The sequence below is a fragment of the Streptomyces sp. NPDC002754 genome, from assembly GCF_053592315.1.
In genome coordinates this window covers 274,323-290,504 of sequence record NZ_JBSFVM010000002.1, presented here as the reverse complement: position 1 = coordinate 290,504, position 16,182 = coordinate 274,323, and the positions used below count along the sequence as shown (strand labels likewise).

At 70.1% G+C, this 16,182-nt stretch carries 17 protein-coding genes; 12 read left to right on the top strand and 5 right to left on the bottom strand.

Annotated features, from left to right (window positions below; genetic code table 11):
* Positions 1-80 precede the first annotated feature (80 nt).
* Genes ACWD2L_RS08735 through ACWD2L_RS08725 form a run of 3 tightly spaced genes read right to left on the bottom strand, consistent with a single transcriptional unit; the run spans position 81 to position 1,911 of the window.
* Positions 81-1,067, bottom strand: a complete 987-nt coding sequence (locus ACWD2L_RS08735) for a quinone oxidoreductase family protein (RefSeq protein ID WP_451188049.1) — start codon at positions 1,065-1,067, stop codon at positions 81-83.
* 46 nt (positions 1,068-1,113) lie between these two features.
* A complete protein-coding gene (locus ACWD2L_RS08730) occupies positions 1,114-1,533 on the bottom strand; it encodes a (R)-mandelonitrile lyase (protein ID WP_451188046.1) in 420 nt (139 codons plus the stop codon).
* A 45-nt stretch (positions 1,534-1,578) separates the two neighbouring features.
* The gene (locus tag ACWD2L_RS08725; RefSeq protein WP_451188044.1) at positions 1,579-1,911 is read right to left on the bottom strand and encodes a carboxymuconolactone decarboxylase family protein; all 333 of its coding nucleotides are present in this window, start codon (positions 1,909-1,911) and stop codon (positions 1,579-1,581) included.
* Between the two features lie 252 nt (positions 1,912-2,163).
* On the opposite strand from ACWD2L_RS08725, the gene ACWD2L_RS08720 reads away from it, so the two are divergent.
* A complete protein-coding gene (locus ACWD2L_RS08720; protein WP_451188041.1) occupies positions 2,164-3,030 on the top strand; it encodes a helix-turn-helix domain-containing protein in 867 nt (288 codons plus the stop codon).
* 38 nt (positions 3,031-3,068) lie between these two features.
* On the opposite strand, the gene ACWD2L_RS08715 is transcribed toward ACWD2L_RS08720, so the two are convergent.
* Positions 3,069-3,977, bottom strand: a complete 909-nt coding sequence (locus tag ACWD2L_RS08715; RefSeq protein WP_451188039.1) for a helix-turn-helix transcriptional regulator — start codon at positions 3,975-3,977, stop codon at positions 3,069-3,071.
* A 208-nt stretch (positions 3,978-4,185) separates the two neighbouring features.
* Here ACWD2L_RS08715 and ACWD2L_RS08710 point away from each other — a divergent pair, with 208 nt between their 5' ends.
* The 5 genes from ACWD2L_RS08710 to ACWD2L_RS08690 all read left to right on the top strand — a co-directional run bounded on the left by ACWD2L_RS08710 (position 4,186) and on the right by ACWD2L_RS08690 (position 8,996).
* Positions 4,186-5,163 (top strand): aldo/keto reductase, encoded by a 978-nt coding sequence (locus tag ACWD2L_RS08710; protein ID WP_451188036.1) that lies wholly within the window; start codon positions 4,186-4,188, stop codon positions 5,161-5,163.
* Between the two features lie 59 nt (positions 5,164-5,222).
* Positions 5,223-6,254 (top strand): zinc-binding dehydrogenase, encoded by a 1,032-nt coding sequence (locus ACWD2L_RS08705; RefSeq protein WP_451188034.1) that lies wholly within the window; start codon positions 5,223-5,225, stop codon positions 6,252-6,254.
* Positions 6,255-6,303: 49 nt separating this feature from the next.
* Entirely contained in the window at positions 6,304-7,155 is an 852-nt protein-coding gene (locus ACWD2L_RS08700; RefSeq protein WP_451188032.1) for an aldo/keto reductase, read from the top strand.
* Positions 7,156-7,247: 92 nt separating this feature from the next.
* Positions 7,248-7,946, top strand: a complete 699-nt coding sequence (locus tag ACWD2L_RS08695; protein ID WP_451188030.1) for a flavodoxin — start codon at positions 7,248-7,250, stop codon at positions 7,944-7,946.
* 114 nt (positions 7,947-8,060) lie between these two features.
* A complete protein-coding gene (locus ACWD2L_RS08690) occupies positions 8,061-8,996 on the top strand; it encodes a DUF5655 domain-containing protein (protein WP_451188027.1) in 936 nt (311 codons plus the stop codon).
* A gap of 99 nt (positions 8,997-9,095) precedes the next feature.
* On the opposite strand, the gene ACWD2L_RS08685 is transcribed toward ACWD2L_RS08690, so the two are convergent.
* Complete coding sequence (locus ACWD2L_RS08685) at positions 9,096-9,842, bottom strand: DNA-methyltransferase (protein ID WP_451188025.1); 747 nt, start codon at positions 9,840-9,842, stop codon at positions 9,096-9,098.
* Between the two features lie 579 nt (positions 9,843-10,421).
* On the opposite strand from ACWD2L_RS08685, the gene ACWD2L_RS08680 reads away from it, so the two are divergent.
* From ACWD2L_RS08680 to ACWD2L_RS08655, 6 genes are all read left to right on the top strand, one after another.
* Positions 10,422-11,567 (top strand): C40 family peptidase, encoded by a 1,146-nt coding sequence (locus tag ACWD2L_RS08680; protein WP_451188022.1) that lies wholly within the window; start codon positions 10,422-10,424, stop codon positions 11,565-11,567.
* Between the two features lie 88 nt (positions 11,568-11,655).
* Positions 11,656-11,964, top strand: a complete 309-nt coding sequence (locus ACWD2L_RS08675) for a DUF6112 family protein (RefSeq protein WP_011029048.1) — start codon at positions 11,656-11,658, stop codon at positions 11,962-11,964.
* Positions 11,964-12,644 carry a hypothetical protein gene (locus ACWD2L_RS08670; protein WP_382085183.1) on the top strand — a complete coding sequence of 227 codons (681 nt, stop codon included), beginning with the start codon at positions 11,964-11,966 and terminating at the stop codon, positions 12,642-12,644. Before ACWD2L_RS08675 ends, ACWD2L_RS08670 begins: the two co-directional genes overlap by 1 nt.
* Before the next feature lie 28 nt (positions 12,645-12,672).
* A complete protein-coding gene (locus ACWD2L_RS08665; protein WP_451188018.1) occupies positions 12,673-14,082 on the top strand; it encodes an SCO6881 family protein in 1,410 nt (469 codons plus the stop codon).
* A 132-nt stretch (positions 14,083-14,214) separates the two neighbouring features.
* A complete protein-coding gene (locus ACWD2L_RS08660) occupies positions 14,215-15,681 on the top strand; it encodes an SCO6880 family protein (protein ID WP_451188015.1) in 1,467 nt (488 codons plus the stop codon).
* A 25-nt stretch (positions 15,682-15,706) separates the two neighbouring features.
* Positions 15,707-16,159, top strand: coding sequence for a DUF6238 family protein (locus ACWD2L_RS08655; protein ID WP_451188013.1), 453 nt, complete (start codon positions 15,707-15,709; stop codon positions 16,157-16,159).
* Positions 16,160-16,182: the final 23 nt, after the last annotated feature.

Here is a 16,182-nt window from a genome sequence, read left to right as displayed (position 1 = left end):
GGCGGAGGTCCGGCTCCACCGGCTGGGGTGTGCGGGGCAACGGCCGTGGTGGCGTTGTCCGGTGGGTCAGGTCGTGGGGGTCAGGAGACCGTCAGGACGATCTTTCCGTGGGCCTGGTGGGAGAGCAGCCGCTCGGCGGCCGAGGACGCGTCCTCCAGGCTGAAGGTGCTGTCGATGACGGCGCGCACCCGTCCGTCGGCGAGGGCCGGGCCGGTCTGGTCGGCGGCTGCGGCGACCACCGCGCCGAACTCGGCGGGCCGGCCGTGGCCGAAGGACACGCCGTGCAGGCGCAGGCGCCGGTAGGACAGGGCATCCAGGTCGATGGTGGAGGCGGCCTGGTCGAGGCGCCCGATGTTGACGACCGCTCCGCCCGGCCGGGTGGCCGGCAGGCACGCGGCGAACGTCTGCCCGCCGACGTGGTCCAGCGCCAGGTCCACCCCGTCGCCGTTGGTGGCCTTCAGTACCGCGTCGGTCAGATCCTGTTCGCCGGTGATGACGACGGTGTCGGCTCCGGCCTCGGTCAGCAGTGCTCGTTTGGCGGCCGAGCGGGTCGTGGCGACTACCTGCCCTGCTCCCAGGGCCTTCGCGATCTGGATCCCGAGCAGGCCGATGCTGGAGGTCGCCCCGGTGATCAGTACCGACTGCCCGGCCGTGAAGCCACCGGCCATCAGGGCACCGTGCTCGGTCAGCAGCCCGGTGGGGAGCGCGGACGCCTGCTCGTCGTCGAGGCCGGCGGGGATCAACATCACGTGCCGGTGGTCGGCCAGGACGTACTGGGCGAACGCGGCGGGGCTGGTGCCCATCACGCGGGCCCCCTCGGTGAGGGTGTCGACGCCGTCGCCGACAGCGGCGATCTCCCCGGCGAACTCGTATCCGGCGCGGTACTCCTCACCGGTGCCGCCGTTCGTGGGGTCGGCGGCGGCCAGCATGGACCCGTCCGCGTTGTTCAGGGCCAGGGCGCGGGTCCTGACCAGGACCTGCCCGGGGCCGGGTCGCGGTATCGGGACTTGGCGGGCTTCCCAGGTGGGGCCGGTGCCACCGAACAGGGCGGTCATGGTCGCGTTCATGGGTGGTCCTTTCGTGCGCGTGCCGGTGCGGGTGGTGGGGGGCGGTTCAGCGGCTGCGGGTGCGGGGGCCGCGGTACTGCTCGTCGGTGACCTTCTCCAGCCAGGTGGTCTCGGGCCGGTCGTCGTCGGGGGCGGTGCCGTCCCACAGGGCGATGTGCTGCATGAACCGGTCCTCGGTGGCCCCGTGCCAGTGCTCCTCGCCGGGCGGGCAGGTGACCGTCTCGCCGGGATGGGCCTCGAAGACGGTGCCGTCGCGGGTACCGATCAGGGCGACGCCCTCGGTGACGTGGAGGGTCTGCCCCACGGCGTGGTGGTGCCAGGCGGTACGGGCGCCGGGTGAGAAGCGCACCATGTTGGCGCGGAGCCGGGACGGCTCCTGGCCGGCGTGGATGACGTCGAACCAGACGTCGCCGGTGAACGCTTCGGCGGGGGCCTTGGTGGTGGGCCGGGGCTGGACGAACTCCATGGTCATCTCCCAGGGGTCAGTACGTGAGGGCTCAGGAGGCCCGGGTCAGCTGTTCGCGCGGGCGGAGGCCAGCACAGCTTTGAGCTGTGCGGCGGCGCCCATCGCGTTCGGCCATCCGGCGTAGAACGCCAGGTGGGTGATGGCCTCGCTCAGCTCCTCCTCGGTCAGACCGTTGTCGAGGGCGAGCTTGAGGTGGAAGCCGAGCTGGTCGGTGCGGTAGAGGGCGATCAGCGCCGTGACCGTGACCAGGCTGCGGTCACGCGGCGACAGCCCTTCGCGCTCCCACACGTCGCCGAACAGCACCCGGTCGGTGAGGTCCGCGAGCTTCGGTGTGACATCACCGATCGACTTCTGCGCGGCCGAGGGCTCATTCGTCATAACGTCGCACTCCCGAACTCTTCAGTGATCCGATAGATCCCGCACTCGCCACACGCTTTCTCTGCGGCTACCATCGAATGGCTTTCGTGACGCACATCCGAAAGACGAGGGCTGGGCTTTCCGGTTGGTTCTCTTCGACTGTCACACCGAATCGGTGCAGGGAAAAGAGGAGAGTTCTTTCCGGGGAAGGAAACATCCTGGGAAGAAACTCTCCCCCCTTCATTCCGGGCCGGGGATGCGACACTGGGTGACATGAGTCCAGACCCGCAACTCAATGAGCTGGGCGAGTTCCTCAAGGCCCGCCGGGCCGAACTCACCCCCCGCACCGTCGGCCTGCCCGAACCCCAGCGACCCCGCCGGGTCCCGGGCCTGCGCCGGGAAGAGGTGGCGCAGCTCGCGGCGATCTCAACGGATTACTACACCCGCCTGGAGCAGGGCCGACTCCAAGCGTCCGCTTCTGTGCTCAAAGCCCTCGCCCAGGTCATGCAGCTCGACGAGGCGCAGTCCAACTACCTCTTCGGCCTCGCGGGCAAGGAATCCCCGCGCCCGCGACGCGTCGCCCGCCAGAAAGTGCAGTCGCAGCTCCAGCGGCTGCTGGACGACCTCACCACCACCCCCGCCATCGTCCTGGGGCGGCGGATGGACGTCATCGCCTGGAACCAGCTGGCCGCCGCCCTCATCACGGACTACTCGCAGATCCCCGAAAAGCAGCGGAACTACATCCGCATTCTCTTCACCGATCCGGCGATGCGGACCCTGTACGCGGACTGGGAGAACGCTGCCCGCACAGCGGTCGCCCAGTTCCGCATGGAGGCCGCGAAAAACCCCGCCGATCCCCGCCTCACCGCACTCGTGGGCGAACTCTCCGTCCAGGACAGCGACTTCCGCCAATGGTGGGCCGCCCACAACGTCGCCACATTCGCCATCGGCTCCAAAACCCTCAACCACCCCGTCGTCGGCGAAATGACCCTCGACTGGGACACCCTCACCGCCAGCACCGACCCCGACCAGCAACTCGTCGTCTGGACCGCCGAAGCCGGCAGCCCCACCCACGACCGCCTGCGCATACTCGCCTCCTGGGCCGCCGACCAGCACCTCCCCACCGCCCCGGCCGAGTAACACCCACGCACCGCGGCGCTCGGCAGGGCGCGGCTGTCCTACAAGGAGGTCCCCGGCATCGTCGATCCGGGAGCCGTACTGTGCGTGGGGCGAGGAGCGGTCATGTCGAGCAGCAGCAGGGCGTCGTGGTCGGGGCTGCCGGGTTCGGCGGTGTAGACGCCGAGGCGCTGCCCAGGGGTGCCCTCGACGTGGAGGGACTGCGATGTGAGGGTGAGGGCGCCGACCTGTGGGTGCTGGAACGCCTTGTGGGCGGGTTTGCGTCCGGTCACCTCGTAGCGCTCCCACAGGCCAGCGAAGTCCGGACTCTTGAGGAGCAGTTCACCGACGAGGTTGGTCAGATCCGGCGCGTCGGGTGCGGTGCCGGCGGTGGCGCGCAGGCGGGCGACGCAGGCCGTGATCTGGCGGACCCAGTCGGGGAAGAGATCGCGGGCAGCGGGGTGGAGGAAGAGGTAGCGGGCGAGGTTGCGGTGCTTGGCGGGCCAGTCTTCGAGTCCCGCGTACAGGGCGAGACCGCCGGGGTTCCACGCGAGCATGTCCATACTACGGCTGATCACGTACGCGGGGTTCGGGCGCAGGGACTCCAGCAGCAGCTTGAGGTGGGGTCGCACAGTACGGCTGGGTGCGGGCGGCGGTTCAGCGACGTAACGGGCAGCGCGGACGGCGAGCTCGCGCAGGTGCTGGTGCTCTTGGTCGTCCATGTGCAGGGCGCGGGCGAGAGCGTCGAGGACGGCGGGGCTTGGGCGGGTCTCCTTACCACGTTCCAGACGTACGTAGTAGTCGATGCTGATGCCGGCGAGGGTGGCCAGTTCCTCGCGGCGCAGGCCGGGGGTGCGGCGGGTTCCGGCCCCAGGCGTGAGGCCCACGTGTGCGGGGCCGGTCTGGGTACGGCGGGCGCGCAGGTAGCGGCCCAGCTCGGCGCCTTCGCTGTGTGCGCTCGTCGATGCCATGTCTCCAGTTTCACCCGCCGTGCGCCCGCCGCGCGGCAGCGAGGGGGGCCCTGTCGTTACCCCCGAAAAGCCCGCCCTGCCACACGCGCGCAATCCGGGCGAAGGTGAAGGAAGCAAGACACCCCAGTCCCACGTTCGGTAGGCGCGAAGTGCCCGGCCTGTCGAAGGTTGAAAGGGCTGGACACCTGCCATGTGGAAGAAGGGCGAGATGCGGTACATCAAGCTGCGTGACCTGGAGGTTTCCCGGATCGGGCTGGGCGCGATGGGTATGTCTCACGGCTACACCGGCTCCGGCACCGATGACGCGGAGTCGATCCGGACGGTGCACCGGGCGCTGGAGCTGGGCGTCACCCTGATCGACACCGCCGAGATCTATGGCCCCTACACCAACGAGGACCTCCTCGGCCGGGCCCTGAAGGGGCGCCGGGACCAGGTGGTCCTTGCAACGAAGTTCGGCCTGGTCTCGCACGGGGGCAACGGTCCGTGGAACCTGGACTCCTCGCCGGCAAACGTTCGCACGGCCGTCGAGGGCTCGCTGAAGCGGCTCGGCACCGATCACCTCGACCTGTACTACCAACACCGCGTCGACCCGAACACGCCGATCGAGGAGACCGCGGGCGCCGTCGGCGAGCTGATCGCCGAGGGCAAGGTCCGCGCCTTCGGACTCTCCGAGGCGGGCCCGGACACGATCCGTCGCGCGCACGCCGTCCAGCCGGTCACGGCGGTGCAGTCGGAGTACTCGCTGTTCACGCGCGGTGTCGAGGAGCGGGTGCTGCCGGTGCTGCGGGAGCTGAACATCGGCCTGGTGCCGTTCTCCCCGCTCGGACGGGGGATGTTGACCGGCACGGTGCGCTCCACCGACCAGTTCGACGAGAACGACTTCCGCCGCGACAACCCGCGCTTCACCGGCGAGAACTTCCAGCGCAACCTGGACCTTGCCGACCAGGTCAAGGCCCTTGCCGACGAGGTTGGCGCGACGCCGGGACAGGTGGCCCTGGCCTGGCTGCTCGCCCAGGGCGACGACATTGCCCCGATCCCCGGCACCAAGCGCGTGTCCCGGGTCGAGGAGAACGCCGCCGCCGACGCCGTCACCCTCACCTCGCAGCAGATCGACGTGCTGACCGCCCTGCCGCCGGCCTCCGGAGAAACCCACACCGAGGCCCAGGCCCGGATGCTCGAGCGCTAAGACCCGCGCCCGCCGGGACCGCACCCCCCACCCCTGCACCCGTTTGGAGTAACACCGTCATGCGTGCAGCCGTAATGTACGGAGCCGGAGACGTACGCGTCGAAGTCCGGCACGACCCGAAGATCGTCCAGCCCACCGACGCGGTAGTCCGGGTCGTCGCCTCCTGCGTCTGCGGCAGCGACCTGTGGCCCTACGCCTCCATGCCCACCACCGATCCCGGCCGACCCATGGGGCACGAGTTCCTCGGCGTCATCGAGGAGACCGGCGCGGACGTGACCGGGCTGAAGCCAGGCGACCTGGTGGTCGCCCCGTTCACCTACAGCGACAACACCTGCGACTACTGCGCCAGGGGTCTGCACATCTCTTGCCGCCACGGCGGCCGGTACGGATTCGACGGCGTCGACGGCGGCCAGGGCGAGGCCGTCCGCGTCCCCCAGGCCGACGGCACCCTGGTCAAGCTGCCGGTAGACGCGAACTCCGCGCTGCTGCCGTCCCTGCTGGCCCTGTCCGATGTGATGACCACCGGCCACCACGGCGCGGTCACCGCAGGCGTTGGCCACGGCGACACCATCCTCGTCATCGGCGATGGCGCGGTGGGCCTGTGCGCGGTGATCGCCGCCAAACGCCTCGGCGCCGAGCGGATCGTCTTGGCCGGCCGCCACCAGGCGCGCACCGACCTCGGCCGCGACTTCGGTGCCACCGACGTGGTCACCGAGCGCGGCGAGGAAGGCATCGCCCGCATCAAGGACCTGACCGGCGGCGGCGTCGACAAGGTGATCGAGGCCGTAGGCACGCGCCAGACCCTCGACACCGCGCTCGGCGCCGTCCTCGATGGCGGCATCATCAGTCGCCTTGGCGTGCCGCAGTACGAGCAGGGGCCGGTCGGCCCGGCTCAGTTCATGCGGAACATCACCTTGACCGGCGGCGCCAGTCCTGCCCGCGCCTACATCGAGCAGTTGCTGCCCGATGTCCTCGACGGGGCCATCGCGCCAGGCCGCGTCTTTGACCAAACCTTCCCCCTGGACCGCACCCCGGACGCCTACCAGGCCATGGCCGACCGCCAGGTCCTCAAAGCCCTCATCCGCCCCTGACCACGACCGGCACCCCTCACCGGCCCTCGCACGGTAAAGGACACCCCTGATGAAGACCGTCACCCTCAACAACGGCGTCGTCATGCCGCTGCTCGGCTTTGGCGTCTACCAGATCCCTGCCGAGGACACCGAGCGCGCCGTGTCCGACGCGCTCGCCGCCGGCTACCGGCTGCTCGACACCGCTGCGGCCTACGGCAACGAAGAAGCCGTAGGCCGCGCCATCGCCTCCAGCGGCATCCCGCGCGAAGAACTGTTCGTCACCACCAAGCTGTGGGTCCAGGACGCCCCCGCCCAGGACAACACCGAGCGGGCCCTGGAGACGTCACTGGCCAAGCTGGGCCTGGACCACCTCGACCTGTACCTGATGCATCAGCCCTTCGGCGACGTCTACGGCCAGTGGCGCGCCATGGAAGCCGCCCACCGCGAGGGCCTGACCCGCGCGATCGGCGTCGCCAACTTCTACCCCGACCGGCTGATCGACCTGATCGTCAACAACGAGATCACGCCCCAGGTCAACCAGATCGAGACCCACCCCTTCTTCCAGCGCGCCGACTACCACGCCCTCATGCGGGAACACGGCGTGCAGCACCAGTCCTGGGGCGGCTTCGCCGAAGGCAAGAACGACCTGTTCACCAACCCGCTCCTCGCCCGCATCGGCAAGGAGCACGGCAAGTCCGTCGCTCAGGTCGTCCTGCGCTGGCTCACCCAGCGCGACGTCATCACCATCCCCAAGTCCGTCCGCGCGGAGCGCATGGCCGAGAACTTCGACGTCTTCGACTTCAATCTCACCGACGAGCAGATGGCCGAGATCGCCACCCTCGACACCGGCCAGTCCCTGTTCTTCGACCACCACGACCCTGAGATCGTCACCTGGCTCGCCAAGCGCCGCCTCGACAGCTGATCTGAAGCGCGGGCCCTCAAGCGTGGGCGGCACGCCGTCGGTCTGCCGCCCACACCTACTTCCTACCCGCCCCCACCCTGTGGAGCCGTCCTGTGAAGCGAACCGACCGGCTACCCGTGCGGCGCACATTCCTGCGGGCCGTGCTGGTGAGCGGAGCTGCCGCCATGACCACTCCCGCGATGGCCGCCTGCACTTCCAGCCCCAACCGGCAGACATCCGGCCAGACCGCAACGTCGTCGGTGTACGAGTCCACCGGCCCACGTCGCGGCAAGGTGCTGCTCGCCTACTTCTCGCGGCCGGGAGAGAACTACTACTACGGCGACCGCACCGACTTGAAGATCGGCAACACCGAAGTCCTGGCCCGGAAGATCCACGACCTCATCGACTGCGACCTCTATCGCATCGAGCCCGCCGAACCCTACCCCCACGACTACGACGCCACCGTCAAGCGCAACGTCCGAGAACAGAACAGTGACGCCCGCCCCGCTATCAAGGGCACACTGCCCAACCTGAGCAGCTACGGCACCATCCTGCTCGCCAGCCCGATCTGGAACGTCCGCGCCCCCATGATCATGACCACGTTCACTGACGGACTGGACTTCCGCGGAAAGACCGTCCACCCCGTCACCACCTACGCCATGAGCGGTCTGGGCTCCACCGAACGCGACTACGCCGCCTCTTGTCCCGACGCCACCATTGCCCGCGGTCTCGCAGTCCAGGGAGAGAAGGTCGAGGACGCCGACACGGAGATCAGGGGGTGGCTTCCACGTACAAATCTGCGTAGCCGGTGACGTCGCTTCGACGGCGGCCCACCTCTACTTGCTTCGCGAGCGACCTGGTCACGCGGAATAACTGGCGCGTTCGTTCGATTGGCCTCCTTGCAGAGATCGCGGGAGGGGGCGCTGGTGGCCGAGCTGATGATGTTCCGGCAGGACGCGGACGGGCGGGACATCGAGCTGACCGGTTCGACGGTGGCGCTGGAGGTGGAGCTGCAGCGCCGGGTCGAGGCCGGGCTGGAGCAGATGCTGGGCGTCCGTTTCCTGGCATCGGAGTATCCGACCGGGCCTTGGCACCGAGGGCGGATCGACACCCTGGGACTCGATGAGAACGGCAGCCCGGTGGTGATCGAGTTCAAGAAGGGCTCGGACAGCGGGGTGATGTCCCAGGCGGTCTCCTACCTGTCCTGGCTGGAGTCGGCACACCACGAGTTCGAGGCGCTCGTGCGCAAGGTGCTGGGGGCGGAGGCCGCCGAGTCCGTCGACTGGCGTCGTCCGCGGATGATCTGCATCGCGGCGGGCTTCTCGCACCACGACCGGGTAGCGGTGCAGAGGTTGCCCGAGCGGATCGACCTGGTGCGCTACCGGATCTTCGACGGTGGCCTGCTGGGGCTGCTGCTCGTGGACTCCGCGACCGGCTTCCCGAGCGCTGCTTCGTCTCGCCGGGTTCGGGAGCGGGCGCCCGTGGCGGACAGTGTGCCGACGGCTTCGGCGGTCTCTCCGCCTGCGGGTGGCGGAGCGGTGCCGGAGTGCCTGCGGGACCTGTACGCGGAGCTGGACGAGGCGCTCACGGCGTGGGGCGAGGTGGAGGTGGCGTCGCTGCGGCACTACATCGCCTATAGGCGGTTGGTGAACGTGGCGTCGGTGATCTTCCGTCCGAAGCACGAGGCGATCCTGGTGTACCTCAGACTCGACCCGGACGCGGTCGAGTTGGAGGAGGGCTTCACCCGGGACATGCGCGGTATCGGGCACCTCGGGACCGGCGACCTGGAGGTCCGCGTCGTCTCGGCAGTCGACTTGGAGAAGGCGGCGCCGCTGATCCGGCGGGCGTTCGAGGCGGCCTGACGTAACAGGAGGGGCGGCTGGTGCATCGGTTAGTCGATGCTCCAGCCGCCCCTTTGGCGTCTGCGGGCCGCCGGCCCTGACCTCTCTTCGCTCTCACGCTCATGCCTCCGGTCCGGCCAGCTCGAAGTCGTCCTTCGTCAGTTCGGCCCGCAGCCGCTCCTCGGTGACGTCGGCGTAGTGCGCGGACAGCTCAACTCCCACGAAGCGGCGTCCCTCGCGCAGGGCCGCGACCCCGGTGGAGCCGCTGCCGGTGAACGGGTCGAGGACGGTGCCGCCCTCGGGGCAGACCTGGACGAGCTGCTGCATGACCTCGACCGGCTTCTGGGTGATGTGAACCCGGCCCTTGCGGGGCTGGGAGGCGATGTAGTGCCCCGGCAGGTAGAGATCGCGGGTGTTGTCGAGGGAGCCCTTGACGCCCCAGATGATGAACTCCGAGTCCTGCTTCGGCCCGCCCTTGCGGGGCCGGCTGGAGGGCTTGATCCACGGAATCGTGCCGCTCCAGGTCCATCCCGCCATCTGGAGGGCGTCGGAGGTGGTCGGCTCCTGTCGCCAGTCGGTGAAGACCATCGCGACCGCGTGCTCGGTCGAGGCCCGGTACGCCTCGGTGAGAAGTTCGGTGAGCCAGGAGCGGTAGGAGCGCTGGTCGCGGTTCTCGCCCGGGAAGTTGGCGAGGTCGTGCGCCGAGTTGCTCGTGACGTACTTGGCACGTGCGGTGCGGCCGGTCCGGTCGGAGCTGGTACGGCCCCCGGAGTTGTAGGGCGGATCGGTGATCACCGCCTGGACGCTCTCGTCCGGGAGGGACTTCAGGACGGTCAGGGCGTCGCCTCGGTGCAGCGTGTAGCTCATGGGGAGGGCCTCTCTTCGGGCGCGGCGGAGTCTGGACCTGCTCCGGACGCGCTCAACGGCGTGCATCCGGTGCGAGGTTGCAGCGGAGGTTAACGCCGAATTCCGGCCGCGCCTAACGAGGTGACTCCCTGCTTCGGGCCCCTGGATGGCAGTCGTTTGGCGCGGCCGGAATCCCGGTCTACTGTCTCGCCGTGCCACCGGGAAGGAGCGCTGCTCCACCCCCGTTGAGCTGTGCTTATCCGTGCTGCCTCGTCCAATCGAGCAGCGTCGGAGGCATGTTGCCCATCTGCCCGCGATCGCCGTGAGGAGGCCCCTGTGCACTGCCTGAGATTACGAGCGCGGCTGGCTGCCGCGCGTGACCTGAAACCGGCGTCCTGGAGCTACCAACTCCTCTGACCCGGGCCCGCCGAGAGGCGGATGCACATCGGCGCGGTGCCGACGGCTTTGCACGAGAAGTCGGCACCGCGTCTCCTTCGAACACCGAGGAGCCGCTGCGATGCAGCATGCCCTGGCACACCCGCGCCCCGACCCACCTCCGTCGCCCCGTCCGCACCGCCGTCGCGCTGAACGGCGGCGGCCGTGAAGAAGACGACGGGAGCCCTCGTCGGTCTGTGCGCCACCGGACCACTCCTGCTGGCACTGCCGATCCTCGGCATCGGCGCCGGGACCGCCTCGGCGTCGTGCTCGACCGACAGTGCACAGGGTGTGGACGCCTCCGCCGTCGCCAAGCAGGTGAAGGCCATCCTGGACGGCGGCGACAAGGGCTCGGTCTCCGTGCCGGGCCTGGACGCGCCAGCCGACCAGGTGCCCAACGCCAAGACGATCCAGGCCACGGGCGTCGCGATGAACATCCCCGCCCGAGGGCAGGTCGTCGCCCTGGCGACCGCGCTGCAGGAGAGCGGCCTGCGGAACTTGACCTACGGCGACCGCGATTCGCTGGGTCTCTTCCAGCAGCGGCCGTCGATGGGCTGGGGTACGGCCAGCCAGATCCTCGATCCGGTGCACGCCTCGACGAAGTTCTACGAGGGGCTCAAGAAGGTCTCCGGCTGGCAGTCCCTCTCTGTCACCCAGGCCGCGCAGGCGGTACAGAAGTCGGGCTTCCCCGAGGCATACGCCAAATGGGAGCCGCTGGCCACCGCCCTGCAGAAGGCCATCGAGCCCCTGCTGCAGAAGGCCGGCGGCGCATCGCCGAGCCCGTCGCCGTCCGGCTCTGCCGACACCGGCAGCCCCTCTCCAGCTTCCGCGAGCGGTTGTTCGGCGGACGGCGACGGGACGGACTTCGGCACCATCCCGGCGGGCGCCCTGCCGGACGAGTACAAGATCCCCGCCTCCGCGCCGCCGAAGGTACAGACGGCGATCCGGTGGGCGCTCGGCCAGCTCGGCACCCCGTATCAGTGGGGCGGCACGTGCACCGACTCCCACGGCAAAAACCCGATGGGCCGCTGCGACTGCTCCTCCCTGATGCAGGGCGCGTACAAGGCCGCCGGGGTCACCCTGACGCGGACCACGTACACGCAGGTCAAGGACGGCAAGGCCGTCTCGGTCGATGCCCTCAAGCCGGGCGACCTCCTCTTCACCGAGGGAACGGCCGCCGTACCGGAACACGTCGGGATGGCGATCGGGCAGGGCCTGATCGTCCACGCCCCGCACACCGGTGACGTCGTACGGATCACCACCGTCGCGTCCTGGAAATCACGGATTCTCGCGGCCCGCCGAGTCGTCTGACCGGCGCTCCTCCCCTCCTCACCTCCTCCTCGCACCGCTGGTTCGCCCCACCGGGCTTTGGCGTGCGCTCATTCGAACTGGAGTTCCCATGTATCTCGCTGAACAGGTCATACAGCTCGCCTACGACCCCGGAATCAAGCCCAACGAGGGCGGGCTCCCTGGCCTCAACGTCCTCAAGCAGGTGATGGGCTCGATCAACCTGTTCGGGCTCATCGCCGTGGTCGGAGCCCTAGCCGTCAGTGCGGGCGTGTGGGCCTGGGGTCACCACTCCGGTGGTCACCAGGCCGAGGCGAACGGTAAGAAGGGCGTGCTGGTCAGCGCGGGCGCGGCCCTTCTTCTCGGTGCGGCCAACGGTGTAGTGGCGTTCTTCTCGACGCTCGGGACGCAGGTCCACTGATGGCTCAGCACTCCACCCACCCCGGCGGCGCATCTCGCGTGCGCCGCCGGGCGCTGCTCGGCACTGCCGTCCTGGCGGTGCTCGTCGCCCTCGCCGGCCTGGCCGCCTACCTCACCCGCGAGGGCCGAAGCCCCTCCGATACCGCTTCCCCACCGCCGAGTTCGCCCACCACGTCCTCGTCGCCCGCGACACCGTCCGGGCCGCACACCCGGCCCCGCGCTCTGCCCGTTCCGCCGAAGACCCACGACCCGATCACGTACGGGAAGGCCGCCGCCGCAGCGTTGTGGTCGTACGACACCCGCGCGTACTCGCAGCCCGAGCTGCGCAAGGCGCTGCGCGGCTGGCTGACCACGGAGTCGAAGTACGCCGACCCGGCCTCCGTCGACCAGGCGGTCCCCTCGGCCGTGCTGTGGAAGGAGATGGCGGCCAACAAGCAGGTCGCCACCGCAAAGATCAACGAGGGGCACTTCCCGCACGCCTTCACCCAGGCCCTCCAGGACGACCCCGGGGCGATCACCCAGGCGTACGTCTACGCCGTCACGGTCTCCGGCAAGCAGTCGATTCGCTGGAAGGGCTCGGCCGCAGGCGGCGCGGAGAGCCGGTCCACCACCCTCGCGGTCCAGTGCCGACCCAACCACTCCTGCGCCCTGGTCGGCGTCATGCCGTCCGTCGCGCCCTGAACCTCGCCCCAGAACGGAGGTACGACCCATGGGAGTCTGCGACTTCCCGCTGATGGACAAGGTGTGCGGCGCTGTCGACTTCGCCACCAACCCCGCCGGCACCGTCACCGACGGTCTCGGCGCGTGGATCGCGAAGTCGGCGGGCGAGCTGGCGTCCAGCGCGGCCGACCTGGCCGCCAAGGCCGTCAACAAGACGACGGCCATCGACCTCAACGCCGGGTGGTTCCGCGACAACTACGAGCTGCTGCTGCCCATCGGCCTCGCCCTGACCGTCGGCATCTTCTGCATCCAACTCATGACCGCGGCCTGGCGCCGCGACGAACGTGCCCTCGCCAAGGCGGCGTTCGGCACCATGACCGGAGTCCTCTTCAGCTTCTCCGCCATCGCCTTCACGACCGTCGCCATCACCGTGGTGGACGCACTGTCCGACGGCCTCTTCAAAGCCGCCAACACCTCGATCGACGACGTGATCCGCCGCGTGATCAAGGTTGATCAGATGGGGGCCATGTACGGCCTCGGCTGGGGTGTGCCCGCGCTGGTGGCCTTCGGGTGCGCGATCGGCGCCTTCCTCTACTGGGGCGTGATGGTGGCCCGCAAGGTCGGCGTCCTGATCATGGTCGCGCTCGCGGTGTTCGCCGGGGCGGGCGGCGGCTGGGAAGTCGCCAAACGGTGGCGGCGCGGCTGGATCGAGGCCACCGGCACCCTGATCGTCTCCAAGCTGTTGATGACCGTGGTCTTCCTGATCGGCGTCTCCGCCATGGGCAAGACCGACGCCAGCAACGGAATGGCGGCCCTGTCCGACGCGATGGCCGGCATCGTCGTGATGGTCCTGGTGTTGCTCTGCCCCTACGCGACGTACAAGTTCGTTCACTGGGCCAGCGACGGCGGCGGCCACGACGACATGCACCGCACCGGTGTCGCCGGCATGGCGGTCGCCGCAGGAGCCGCGAAGACCGCAGGCAGCCTCGCGCTGCGGGCCGGTACCGGCGCCCCCGCTCCGCAGGGTCCGAACCAGGTCCCCGGCGCGGGCACCGATGGCGTCGCCTCCGGCATCAACCCCTCCGGCGGCAACCTCAGCAAGGAGGGCATCGACGCCGGGCCGCCCAAGCAGCAGACCCGCTTCCGGTACGGCGAAGACCCGGACGCGAGCGGCGACAAGGGCCGGGCTCTGATCCAGCGCCCCGGGATCCCGCCGCTGATCACACGTCCTGGCGAGGACGAACCGGAAGGGTCCGAATCGACTGCCCAAGGCGTTGCGGGCGGCTCCGGTCACCTCGCAGCCGCATCGGCTCCGGGCGGCGACATGACCTCCATGCCGCCAGCCGACCCCGGACCTTCGGCCTCGGGCACTCCGGCGTCCGGGTCCGGTCCGTCGGCCACCGGCTCCGCGACGCCGACGAACTGGGTGTATCCCACCCAGCCGCCGTCGGGTTCCTGACCCACATCCCCGGGGGCGGGCCGCACTCCACGGCCCGCCCCCGCCCCCCCACCAGCAGGAAGGTTTCGCCATGACGTCCAGAAGAGCGCCGCGCGCCCCGTCCTCCGCCCGCTCTCACCGTCTGGAACCACCATGTCCGGCAAGCACCAGTCCTCCACGCCCACCGTGAAGTTCCCGCATCGCAGCAGGCGCGGCGTCCTGCTCGGCCTGTCCGTCCCGCAGTTGGTCGTCGCCGGGCTCACCGGCCTTCTCCTTCTCGCCGTGATCCTCGCCCGCGGTGTGGTCGGCGCCCTCCAGCTCATCCCGCTGTGGGCCGTGATCGCCCTGCTCGTCTTCGTCCGCCACCGAGGCCGTGCTCTGGCGGACTGGGCCCCGATCGTCGTCCGGTACGCGCTGCGCCGGATGCGAGGCCAGCTCGTCTGGCTCACCCGGCCCTCTCGCCGGCCGACCCGCGAGGGACTGCTCCACCTTCCCGGCACCGCTGCCAGCCTGCGCGTGACCACTGCTCCCGACGGCAAGTACGGCGCCGTTCACAACCCGCACACCGGGACGCTGACCGCGGTGGTCAAGGTCTCCTCCCGCGCCTACGCCCTGCTCGACCCCGGCACCCAGCAGGCCAACGTCGGCGGCTGGGGACGCGCGCTGGCAGCTCTCGCCCGTACCGGGCAGATCGCCCGCATCCAGGTGATCGAGCGCACCATCCCCGACTCCGGCGACGCGCTGCGCCGCTACTGGGAAGAGCACGGCCGCCCCGACACCCCGATGGCCGGCGCGATCTACAACGAGCTGATCCAGAGCGCCGGTCCCGCAGCCGCCCCGCACGAGGCGTACGTCGCGGTGTCCCTGGACACCCAGGCGGCCCGTCGGCTGATCAACCAGGCTGGCGGCGGTCTCACCGGTGCCTTCAGCGTCCTCGCCCAGCTCACCTCCACGTTCGACCAGGCGGCGCGGACCGCCGGTCTCACCCCGACGGGCTGGCTCACCGCCCGCGAGATCGCCGCCGTGGTGCGCACTTCCTATGACCCGAAGGCGCTGGCGACACTCGACCGCTGGTCCACGGCCGGTCGCCCCGAGGCCGAGCCCGCCGCCGCCGGCCCCGTCGTGGTCGTCGAGAAGGCGGACCACATCGCCACCGACTCCGCCGTGCACGCCACCTACTGGGTGGAGAACTGGCCGCGCACCGAGACCAGCGCCGGCTTCCTGCACCAGCTCCTGTTCACCGGCGGGGTGCGGCGCACGCTGTCGCTCTCCTACGAGCCGAAGAACCTCGACGCCGCCCTGCGCGACGTGCAGCGCAAGAAGTCCAGCGTGATCGCCGACGCCGCCGAACGGGCCCGGCGCGGCCAGGTCGACTCCGAGGCGGACTCGATCGAGTACCAGGACATCAAGTCCCGCGAACGCCAGCTCATCGCCGGGCACGCCGACATCGCCCTGACCGGTCTGCTGACCGTCTCGGCCGACACCGAGGACGAGCTGCGCACCGCCTGCGCCGTCGTGGAAACCGCCGCTGTCGGCGCCCAGCTCGATCTGAGGCCGCTGACCTGGCAGCAGGCCGAGGCGTTCACCGCCGCCGCCCTGCCGCTCGCGCTCGCTGCCTGACCCTTCCCTTCGAAAGAGCACCCTCATGTCCCGCACCGCCAGCCCGACCGCGCAGGACTTCGTGCCCTTCGCCACCGCCGCGCTCGACTTCCACCGGGCGCTCAACATCCCGGGCGGCCCGCTGGTCACCACCCGGGCCGAGCTGGACGCCCTGCACGCGCACCTCGTTTCGCTGTACGGGCTGCTCGACGCCCACACCGGTCGCACCGGGCAGCTCGTCGCGGTCGAGGGCGACCAGCTCCGTACCGCCCGCACCCGCATCTGGCAGGCCGCCGAGCACCTCCACGCCGCCTACCACGCGGCGTCCCGGCCGGACTCCGGCGAGATCCCCGCACCGGAGGCGTGCCAGGCCGGCCTTCCGGAGGGAGCACCGGAACTGACCATCTGCCAGCGCCACCAGCGCACCGCTCATCTCGTCCGGCGGCGCACCACCCCGGCCGACCTGCACGCACCGTTCACCGGCCTCGTCCGCCGCTGACCCACCTCTCATCTGGAGAAACG

What these genes read in the sequence shown, in the direction of transcription:
- ACWD2L_RS08735 (WP_451188049.1), bottom strand. Translation starts at nt 1,067, where the DNA reads ATGAACGCGACCATGACCGCCCTGTTCGGTGGCACCGGCCCCACCTGG.
- ACWD2L_RS08730 (WP_451188046.1), bottom strand. Translation starts at nt 1,533, where the DNA reads ATGGAGTTCGTCCAGCCCCGGCCCACCACCAAGGCCCCCGCCGAAGCG.
- ACWD2L_RS08725 (WP_451188044.1), bottom strand. Translation starts at nt 1,911, where the DNA reads ATGACGAATGAGCCCTCGGCCGCGCAGAAGTCGATCGGTGATGTCACA.
- ACWD2L_RS08720 (WP_451188041.1), top strand. Translation starts at nt 2,164, where the DNA reads ATGAGTCCAGACCCGCAACTCAATGAGCTGGGCGAGTTCCTCAAGGCC.
- ACWD2L_RS08715 (WP_451188039.1), bottom strand. Translation starts at nt 3,977, where the DNA reads ATGGCATCGACGAGCGCACACAGCGAAGGCGCCGAGCTGGGCCGCTAC.
- ACWD2L_RS08710 (WP_451188036.1), top strand. Translation starts at nt 4,186, where the DNA reads ATGCGGTACATCAAGCTGCGTGACCTGGAGGTTTCCCGGATCGGGCTG.
- ACWD2L_RS08705 (WP_451188034.1), top strand. Translation starts at nt 5,223, where the DNA reads ATGCGTGCAGCCGTAATGTACGGAGCCGGAGACGTACGCGTCGAAGTC.
- ACWD2L_RS08700 (WP_451188032.1), top strand. Translation starts at nt 6,304, where the DNA reads ATGAAGACCGTCACCCTCAACAACGGCGTCGTCATGCCGCTGCTCGGC.
- ACWD2L_RS08685 (WP_451188025.1), bottom strand. Translation starts at nt 9,842, where the DNA reads ATGAGCTACACGCTGCACCGAGGCGACGCCCTGACCGTCCTGAAGTCC.
- ACWD2L_RS08675 (WP_011029048.1), top strand. Translation starts at nt 11,656, where the DNA reads ATGTATCTCGCTGAACAGGTCATACAGCTCGCCTACGACCCCGGAATC.
- ACWD2L_RS08670 (WP_382085183.1), top strand. Translation starts at nt 11,964, where the DNA reads ATGGCTCAGCACTCCACCCACCCCGGCGGCGCATCTCGCGTGCGCCGC.
- ACWD2L_RS08665 (WP_451188018.1), top strand. Translation starts at nt 12,673, where the DNA reads ATGGGAGTCTGCGACTTCCCGCTGATGGACAAGGTGTGCGGCGCTGTC.
- ACWD2L_RS08660 (WP_451188015.1), top strand. Translation starts at nt 14,215, where the DNA reads ATGTCCGGCAAGCACCAGTCCTCCACGCCCACCGTGAAGTTCCCGCAT.
- ACWD2L_RS08655 (WP_451188013.1), top strand. Translation starts at nt 15,707, where the DNA reads ATGTCCCGCACCGCCAGCCCGACCGCGCAGGACTTCGTGCCCTTCGCC.